The sequence below is a fragment of the Stenotrophomonas sp. GD04024 genome (assembly GCF_029837545.1).
GTDB lineage: Bacteria > Pseudomonadota > Gammaproteobacteria > Xanthomonadales > Xanthomonadaceae > Stenotrophomonas > Stenotrophomonas forensis.
The window spans coordinates 82533-91174 of the sequence record NZ_JAOEDV010000012.1 but is presented as its reverse complement, the minus strand read 5'-3'; the positions used below and the strand labels follow the sequence as shown (position 1 = coordinate 91174).

The window sequence follows — 8642 nt, the reverse complement described above, 5'->3', positions numbered from 1 at the left end:
CTGGGCAACCCCGGATCGGAACACGCCCGGACCCGGCACAATGCCGGGTTTCATTTCGTTGAGGCCCTGGCTGAAAAGGCCGGTGCGCGATGGAATGTGGACAGCAAGCTGTTCGGTGAGACCGCCAAGGTCGAGATCGCCGGGCAGACGGTGTGGCTGCTCAAGCCTGCCACCTTCATGAACCTCAGTGGCAAGTCGGTCACCGCCGCCCAGCGGTTCTGGAAGATCGAGCCGGAGGAAACCCTGCTGGCCCATGACGAACTGGACCTGGCGCCCGGCGTGGCGCGGCTGAAGTTCGACGGTGGCCATGGTGGCCAGAACGGCCTGCGCGACACCATCCGGTTGCTCGGCCACGGCAAGTTCCATCGCCTGCGCGTGGGCATCGGCCATCCCGGGCACAAGGACCGCGTGGTGGGTTGGGTGCTGGGACGCCCGTCCAAGGACGATGACGTGCTGATCGCACGCGCCATCGACGATGCCATCGACGTGATGCCGCTGGCGGTACAGGGTGATTTCAGCGAAGCGATGAAGCGGCTGCACACCCCGAAATAAACGGTAGGTACCGACCGTTGGTTGGTACGGAAACAGGCGGCCGGTAGGTACCGACCGTTGGTCGGTACGGAGAATGATTGGAAAAGCAGCACCCATGCCGCTGCTTTCCCAATCACTTTCACCCCAGAGAGCTGTCACCCATGGGTATCAAATGCGGCATCGTCGGCCTGCCCAACGTCGGCAAGTCGACCCTGTTCAACGCGCTGACCAAGGCGGGCATCGCCGCGGCGAACTTCCCGTTCTGCACCATCGAGCCGAACGTCGGCATCGTGCCGGTGCCGGACCCGCGCCTGAACGAACTGGCGGGCATCATCAATCCGCAGAAGGTCATTCCGACCGCGGTCGAGTTCGTCGACATCGCCGGCCTGGTGGCCGGTGCCGCCAGCGGTGAAGGCCTGGGCAACAAGTTCCTGGCGCACATCCGCGAAGTCGATGCGATCACCCACGTGGTGCGCTGCTTCGAGAACGCCGACGTCATCCACGTCAACAACAAGGTCGACCCGATCTCGGACATCGAAACCATCGATACCGAGCTGGCCCTGGCCGACCTGGACAGCGTCGAGAAGGCGCTGAACCGCGCCGAGCGCGCCGCCAAGGGCGGCGACAAGGAAGCGGCCGCGCGCAAGCCGGTGCTGGCCAAGCTGCAGGCGGCGCTGTCCGACGGCAAGTCCGGCCGTTCGGTCGGCCTGGACGAGGAAGAGAAGGCGCTGGTCCGTGACCTGTTCCTGCTGACCCTGAAGCCGGTGATGTACATCGCCAACGTGCTGGAAGATGGTTTCGAGAACAACCCGCACCTGGACGCCGTGCGCGCCCACGCCGCCGCCGAAGGCGCGCAGGTGGTGCCGGTGTCGGCCGCGATTGAAGAAGAGCTGTCCCAGCTCGACGACGAAGACCGCGACACCTTCCTGGCCGACCTCGGCCTGAGCGAGCCGGGCCTGAACCGCGTGATCAACGCGGCCTACAGCCTGCTCGGCCTGCAGACCTACTTCACTGCTGGCGTGAAGGAAGTCCGCGCGTGGACCGTGCGCAAGGGTGCCACCGCCCCGCAGGCCGCCGCGGTCATCCATACCGACTTCGAGAAGGGCTTCATCCGCGCTGAAACCATCGCGTATGACGACTTCATCAAGTACAAGGGCGAAGCCGGCGCCAAGGAAGCCGGCCGCCTGCGCCTGGAAGGCAAGGAGTACCGCGTGCAGGAAGGCGACGTGCTGCACTTCCGCTTCAACGTCTGATCCAGCGGCATCGGATCGACGCCGGACGCCCCGCCTTGTGCGGGGCGTTTGCGTTTCCGGTATCGGTTTCGGGCGTGGACAAAAATTGACCATGCTCCGGAATGGCTGCGGTGCAAGGCTCGCACGCACTTGTCCACACCAAACCCCCACCGCTTTCCACGCCCAATGTGGAAAACCGTGGGGTCGGAGCCCTTTCCGCAGGAAAGGGTTCCGACCCCGATCAGTGCTTTCGAATCGTGGACAAAAATTCGCCACGCCTCAAAATGCCTGCGGCGCAATGCTCGCACCCACTTGTCCACATCAAGTTCCCATCGCTCTCCACGTCCCGTGTGGAAAACAATCACGGTGATGGATAAAAAATCACCACGCGTGGAAACGCCTGCACTGCAAGCCTCGCGGCCACTTGTCCACACCAAGTTCCCATCGCTTTCCACGCGTGGTGTGGAAAACCCACATGCCATGGCAGCCATCAATTTCGGATTCATTGCATGTAGCACTGGATGGTGTTGCTTCAGACTATCGGCTGACCCTTCCACTCATACGGGCGCGCGATGTCATGCCTGCGCGCTATCCGGAGAATCTCCATGGCACCCCGAGCGTACTGGTGGGTAGTTGCGATCCTTCTCGTCGGCCTCCTTCTGGCTTATGGATATCGATCCATGGTCGCGCGATCCGAGAAGGTCGGAGGAAGCGCGGCAGCACTGGAGTGCAGTGAGGTCATCATGCTGAGTGCAATGCGCAAATGGCTGCGGCCCGAAGCGGACTTCAGCGAGAGCCAGGGTATCTACCTGGACGCCGTCGACGCCGCAGACGAGGAAGCACTGCTCGCCTACGCGGCATTGGCGCGCATCTGCCCTTGGCCATCGGGGCGGGGCGCCAATGAGGAAAGGGCCTTTGCCGAACGGCTCACCCGGATCGCATCCAGTTTCATGCTGGAGGGCATGCTTGAGCCCGGCAGCTATGTGCTGGCCGAGGCCGCAGGTGGCTCCGGCGGCGGCGAAGCGATCACCGTGACATCGGAGCATCTTTTGCTGCTGCGAAGCATGAACACCCGGGTGCTGGGGCGGGCGGTGATGCTCATGGACAGCAAGCGCCCGTACGGGGATATGTCGCACTTCTACATCGACCTGGCCCGCGCGCTGGGGGAGCCGGTTCCGCTGGATGCAAGCGGCAGAGTATCGTTCCCGCCGGAGGTCATCGCCCGGTATGACGAGTTGCATGGGCAGATGCTGGGCGTGGTGCGCGTTTTCTGGCGCTTTGCAGCGCCGGCGCAGTCGGGGCCTGAGGCGACTCTGTAAAAAAGACGGAGGCTTGCGCCTCCGTCCTTCCTGCATCCAGTACAACAGCCCGCGCTTACAGCGCGCTGCCACCGAACTTGTGGGTGTACTGCAGGTTGATCGTGCGGCCGACGCTGTCGAACCAGGACACGTCGTAGTACGGGTACGCGGTGTACGTGGCGTCCTTCGGCGGCATCTTGTTGAACACGTTGACCACCGACAGCGACAGGCGCGAATGGTCGTCGAAGCGGTACTGCAGCGACGCGTTGTAGCGGTAGGTCGCCTTCACGTACGGGCTGTCACCGCTGTCCCAGTCGAACGCCTGATCATAGTTGTCCGAGGTCGGCAGCTTGCCCAGGCGCGAGCCGTAGACCGTGGCCGACCAGGCGTCCTTCTCCCAGGTCACGCTCAGGCTGGTCTTGGTGCGCGGGATGTCGAATCCGCTGTTGACCGCGAACTGGTCCAGGGTCGGGTCGCCCGGGTAGCGCTGGAAATCGTGCTTCTTCACCCAGGTGTGGGTGCCGTTGAGGATGAAGTCGCCGACCCCGGTCTGCAGGCGGTAGCGCAGGCCCACGTCGATGCCGGAGGTGGACTCGCGGGCAACGTTGATCGGGGCCACGCGCACGCCGTACAGGCGGCCATCGCTGGTACGGGTGATGCGGTCGAGCGCATCCACGCAGGTCGGCGAATTGATGTCGGCGCTGCCCAGGCGGCAGTTTGCTTCATTGGCCAGGATCGTGCGCACGTCCATGTCCTGCACCTGCTTGCGCATGTCGATGTCGAACCAGTCCACCGACAGGTCCAGGCCGATCGCCGGCGACCAGACGAAGCCGGCGCTCCACGACGTGCTGGTTTCCGGATCCAGCTGGCGGTTGCCGGTGCGGCTGCGGATCAGGTTGCGCTCGTAATCCGAACAGTCGCTGGCGCCTTCGAGGCGACAGCTGTACAGGTCTTCGGCGCTGGTCTCGTCGTTGCCCGGGCCGGCGAACACGTAGTGCAGGTCCGGTGCACGGAACGCGGTGCCATACGAACCACGCACCAGCAGGGTGTCGATCGGGCGCCATTCCAGGCCGCCGCTCCAGGTGGCCTTGCCGATGGTGTGGCCCGAATAGCGGTACTGGTCGTAGCGACCGGCCACGCTCAGGTTGACCGTCTCGTGCAGCGGCATGCGCAGCTCGGCCGCAGTCGCCCAGCGGTTGCGCGAACCCTGGCCGTCCGAGTCCTTCCAGCTGTAGTAGTAGTACTGGCTGGCCAGCGGATCGGGATTCAGCGCGTAGGCCTGCTGGCCCACTTCCACGGTCGCGGCAAAGCCGGCATCGCCGCCCGGCAGGCCGAACAGTGCCGAGTTGGTCACGGTGAACGCGGCCGTCTCGGTGCGCGACTTCGGCGAATACGTGGTGCGTGCGGCGATCGAATCGTACTCGGCGCGGGTCAGCGGCCGGTACAGGCGCGACGGGTCGGCGTTGTAGATCGGGAAGCCGTCATCGTCCACCCCCAGCTGCGGGCCGAGGAACAGGTCATTGGCCTTGGAAGCGATGATCTGCGCCCAGCTGATCCGCGACTGGTACTGGGAGTGGCTCAGCGCCGCCTCGTAGTCCCAGTTGCCGGCCAGGTTGCCCTTGAAGCCGGTGGTCACGCTGAAGGTCTTCTGCGTGCTGCGCACCATCGCATTGCGCAGGCCGCCCATTTCCTCGGGCGAGAACTGGCGCTGCCAGAATTCGATTTCGCCGGTGGCCTGGTTGTTGAAGTAGCCCGACTCGTCACCGTTGGCATCCATCCGGCCCCACTTGGTGACGTCGCGCATCAGCGACATCGTGTGGTAACCCAGCTGCACGTCGGCGAACCACTGCTGGCCATTGTCGAAGTCGTAGCTCAGCGAGGCGTAGCCGTTGGCGCCGCGGCGCTTGCTGAGGATGGTGCCGTAGCCGATCGACGCGTCGCTGCCACAGTAGTAGCCGTACTTCGGGCGGAAGGCGCGGTAGGTGCTGCCCTGGTTCTGCCCGGCCAACGCCTCGCAGGTCGCGGCGCCCGGGTCCAGGTAGTCGTCGTTGTAGTCGGTGCGCAGGTAGGCGCGGCGCGCGATGCGCGAGCCCCCGGTGGGGCCATCCTGGGTTGAATCCTGGATGTCGCGCTCATAGGCCCACAGCGGGGTCTGCGATTGCAGCTCAACGCTGTACACGGCGTTGAAGTTGCCGCGGCTGAAGCCGCTGGCCAGGCTCATGTCGAACGACTCGCCACCGCCCTCGCTGGTGGTGCCCATGCGCGTGTCGATCGTGGTGCCGTCGGCCTTCTTCTTCAGGATGAAGTTGACCACGCCGGCGATCGCGTCGGAGCCGTAGATGGCCGAGGCGCTGCCGGTCAGCACTTCGATGCGCTCGATCATGCCCAGCGGAATGTTGGAGACGTCGGTGAAGTTGCTGCGGCCCTTGAACGGCATCGGGAAGTCGGCGATGCGACGACCATTGACCAGCACCAGCGTGTGGTTCGGGCCCAGGCCGCGCAGGTCCACCTGCTGGGCGCCCGGCGAGAAGTCGGCGCCGCTGGACGATTGCTGGCTCTGGGTCTCACCGCCGTTCTGGGTCATCGACCGCAGCACGTCCGGCACGGTGGTGAAGCCGCTGGAACGGATCTGCTCGGCGCTGATCACCGTGATCGGGGCGGGACCTTCCACCTGGGCGCGCGGAATGCGCGAACCGGTGACCTGCACCGCATCCAGTTGTTGAACCGAAGAGGAAGCCGGTGCCTGGGCCGCCGCGGAAGCAGCCACGCCCATCAACGCCAGCTGGATCGACCACGCCATCGCCTTTCTACGCATGAGGAATTCTCGAAAATGAAGCCGGCCCGCAGAGGAGGGGCCCTGTCCCCCATTCAGATTTCCGGAATGGGCGCGCGCATTTAACGCCTTTTTTATGTCCTTGACTACTGGCTTCCTATCTGGCAAAGAGTGAAAACGCTTGCAAGTCGATTTTGTTCAGGGAGATCAAGATGCGACGCCTCCTCCGCGCCCTGCGAGGGCCTTCCCTCTGGCTGGCCTGCCTGGTTCTGGCGTGGCCGCTCGCCACCCCGGCGCAGGATCTGCAGAGCCCCGGCTTTGCCTACTACGAAGTGGGGGACTTGGAGGCGCCGAGGCCCGGACCGCGCGCGCCGGCGATGATGCTGATGGGCGGCGGCGAATGGGTGCCGGAGGCATTCCAGTGGTGGCTCAGGCAGGCCGGCAACGGCCGCGTGTTGATTCTGCGTGCCTCCGGCCGCGACGAACTGCAGGACCGCCTGTACCGGGAGATCGGCGGTACCACTGCAGTGCAGACCCTGGTCTTCGACAGCCGCCGCGGCGCCGACGATCCGGCCGTGCTGCGGGTGGTTGCGGCGGCCGATGCCATCTTCATCGCCGGCGGTGACCAGTCGCGTTACATCCGCTTCTGGAAGGGCACCGCGCTCAACCGCGCGCTCAACGCCCACGTACGCGCCGGCAAGCCGATCGCCGGTACCAGCGCAGGCCTGGCCATCCTTGGCGGCTATGCCTATGGCGCGTTGGACGGAGGCAGCATCAGCTCCGCCGGTGCGATGGCCGACCCGATGGGCAGCGCGGTCACCATGGACAGTGGCTTCCTGCAGATGCCCTACCTGCAGCGGGTGGTCACCGACACCCACTTCGACAAGCGCGATCGCCTTGGCCGCCTCATCGTGTTCGTGGCCCGTGCCGCGCAGGACAGTGGCGACCCCGACATCGTCGGTATCGGCGTCGACGAGGACACGGCGCTGTGCGTGGAGCCGGATGGCCAGGCCCAGGTCTACAGCGCCGACGGCGAGGGCAAGGTGTGGGTGGTCAGCCCCGGGCGTGATGCCGACCGCCTGGTCGAAGGCGAGCCGCTGCGCTTCCATGCCGTGCCGGTGACGGTGGTCGGCAGTGGCAGCCGCATGCGGCTGGATGACTTCGAGGCCGAGGCCGACTACCAGGCCGTCGCCGACGTCAGCGACGGCGATATTGAGTTCACGCTTCGGTAGCGCCGGCCGCTGGCTGGCAACTCACCTTTCCTGATGCGCCCCTTGCCGGCCAGCGGCCGGCACTACCATGCAATCCATTCATTCGTCCTGCTGGAGACGTACCCGATGAAACTGCGTTTGGCGCTGTCCGCGCTGCTGTCCCTGCCCCTGCTTGCCCAGGCTGCACCGGCCACTTCGCCGCTGCTGGTCATCCATGGCGGCGCCGGTGTCGAGCGCAAGGATCTGTCGCCGGCCGAAGAGAAGGCCGCACGCGAAGCGCTGCGCGCCGCGCTGCTGAAGGGGCACGCCGAGCTGGCGGCCGGACGCCCGGCATTGGCCGCGGTCACCGCGGCGATCACCGTGCTGGAGGATGACCCGACCTTCAATGCCGGCAAGGGCGCGGTGTTCACCCATGACGGCCACAACGAGCTGGACGCAGCGGTAATGGATGGCGCAAGCCAGGCGGCAGGGGCTGTGGCCGGTGTGCAGCGGGTGCGCAACCCGATCCAGCTGGCGCAGACCGTGATGCAGAAGTCCAGGCACGTGATGATGGTCGGGCAGGGTGCCGAAGCCTTCGCAGTCGAGCAGGGCATCCCGCTGGTGGACCCGTCGTACTTCCGCACCGACAAGCGCTGGCAGCAGCTGCAGCGGGCGTTGAAGGAAGAGGCCAGCGGCCAGGCACATGCCGACCTGGAGACCGCGAAGCACTTTGGAACCGTGGGCGCGGTCGCGCTCGACGCGCAGGGGCACCTGGCCGCCGGCACCTCCACCGGCGGCATGACCAACAAGCGCTACGGACGCGTGGGCGACTCGCCGATCATCGGCGCCGGCACCTGGGCCGATGCCCGTTGCGCGGTGTCGGGCACCGGCTGGGGCGAGTACTACATCCGCACCGCTGCCGCGCATGAGATCTGCGCACGCATGCGCTACCGGGGGCAGACACCGGAGCAGGCCGGCAAGGGCGTGATCAACGAGGCGATTCCGCAGATGGGCGGCGACGGTGGTGCGATCGTGCTGGCCGCAGACGGAAAAATGGCCACGCCGTTCAACACCCAGGGCATGTATCGGGGCTGGATCGGCGCCGATGGTGTACCCCATGTCGCAATTTTCGCCAGCGAGACCCTGCCGGTCCCGGGGCAATAACCTTGCGTATCAATGGGTTTGCGACAACGTGTGAAAAAGATGGAAAAAAGCGTTGACAGGCCCCCGTCCCATCAGCAGAATAAGCGGCTCACCACCACACACCGCAACGCTTCGGCGGCAACGGAATGGGGTGGTAAGGAGGGATACCCAAGCGGCCAACGGGGGCAGACTGTAAATCTGCTGGCTTACGCCTTCGGTGGTTCGAATCCACCTCCCTCCACCAGTTTCACGTTGTGACATTCCCGGCGCGGGAGTAGTTCAATGGTAGAACCTCAGCCTTCCAAGCTGATGGTGCGGGTTCGATTCCCGTCTCCCGCTCCATTGAATGAACTTTGAATATTATCGAGTTCATGTCATAATGCAAAACTCGGCTCACGTAGCTCAGTCGGTAGAGCACTTCCTTGGTAAGGAAGAGGTCGAAGGTTCGATTCCTTTCGTGAGCACCATCTTAAGC

6 protein-coding genes and 3 tRNA genes are annotated in these 8642 nt (G+C 65.0%); 8 read left to right on the top strand and 1 reads right to left on the bottom strand.

The window, feature by feature from the left end:
• The 3 genes from pth to N7590_RS06305 form a co-directional block, all read left to right on the top strand.
• Window positions 1–552, top strand: a 552-nt coding sequence (gene pth, locus N7590_RS06315) for an aminoacyl-tRNA hydrolase (protein WP_279935247.1), incomplete at its 5' end; no start/stop codon positions are given.
• A 140-nt stretch (window positions 553–692) separates the two neighbouring features.
• Window positions 693–1784 (top strand): redox-regulated ATPase YchF, encoded by a 1092-nt coding sequence (gene ychF, locus N7590_RS06310; RefSeq protein WP_004154474.1) that lies wholly within the window; start codon window positions 693–695, stop codon window positions 1782–1784.
• Between the two features lie 659 nt (window positions 1785–2443).
• Window positions 2444–3082, top strand: a complete 639-nt coding sequence (locus N7590_RS06305; RefSeq protein ID WP_164241631.1) for a hypothetical protein — start codon at window positions 2444–2446, stop codon at window positions 3080–3082.
• A 55-nt stretch (window positions 3083–3137) separates the two neighbouring features.
• On the opposite strand, the gene N7590_RS06300 is transcribed toward N7590_RS06305, so the two are convergent.
• The gene (locus N7590_RS06300; protein ID WP_164241632.1) at window positions 3138–5876 is read right to left on the bottom strand and encodes a TonB-dependent receptor; all 2739 of its coding nucleotides are present in this window, start codon (window positions 5874–5876) and stop codon (window positions 3138–3140) included.
• Between the two features lie 170 nt (window positions 5877–6046).
• On the opposite strand from N7590_RS06300, the gene N7590_RS06295 reads away from it, so the two are divergent.
• The 5 genes from N7590_RS06295 to N7590_RS06275 all read left to right on the top strand — a co-directional run bounded on the left by N7590_RS06295 (window position 6047) and on the right by N7590_RS06275 (window position 8634).
• Window positions 6047–7066: a cyanophycinase gene (locus N7590_RS06295; RefSeq protein WP_164241633.1), complete on the top strand. Its 1020-nt coding sequence runs from the start codon at window positions 6047–6049 to the stop codon at window positions 7064–7066.
• A 105-nt stretch (window positions 7067–7171) separates the two neighbouring features.
• Window positions 7172–8188 (top strand): isoaspartyl peptidase/L-asparaginase, encoded by a 1017-nt coding sequence (locus N7590_RS06290; RefSeq protein WP_053511506.1) that lies wholly within the window; start codon window positions 7172–7174, stop codon window positions 8186–8188.
• 137 nt (window positions 8189–8325) lie between these two features.
• Window positions 8326–8411: transfer RNA gene (locus N7590_RS06285), tRNA-Tyr, on the top strand.
• A gap of 24 nt (window positions 8412–8435) precedes the next feature.
• Window positions 8436–8509 (top strand) — tRNA-Gly (locus N7590_RS06280).
• Between the two features lie 49 nt (window positions 8510–8558).
• Window positions 8559–8634 (top strand) — tRNA-Thr (locus N7590_RS06275).
• Window positions 8635–8642: the final 8 nt, after the last annotated feature.

Excerpts from the sequence above, each read along its gene's own strand:
- N7590_RS06300 (WP_164241632.1), bottom strand. The coding sequence starts at position 5,876 with ATGCGTAGAAAGGCGATGGCGTGGTCGATCCAGCTGGCGTTGATGGGC.
- N7590_RS06290 (WP_053511506.1), top strand. The coding sequence starts at position 7,172 with ATGAAACTGCGTTTGGCGCTGTCCGCGCTGCTGTCCCTGCCCCTGCTT.
- N7590_RS06295 (WP_164241633.1), top strand. The coding sequence starts at position 6,047 with ATGCGACGCCTCCTCCGCGCCCTGCGAGGGCCTTCCCTCTGGCTGGCC.
- N7590_RS06305 (WP_164241631.1), top strand. The coding sequence starts at position 2,444 with ATGGTCGCGCGATCCGAGAAGGTCGGAGGAAGCGCGGCAGCACTGGAG.
- ychF (WP_004154474.1), top strand. The coding sequence starts at position 693 with ATGGGTATCAAATGCGGCATCGTCGGCCTGCCCAACGTCGGCAAGTCG.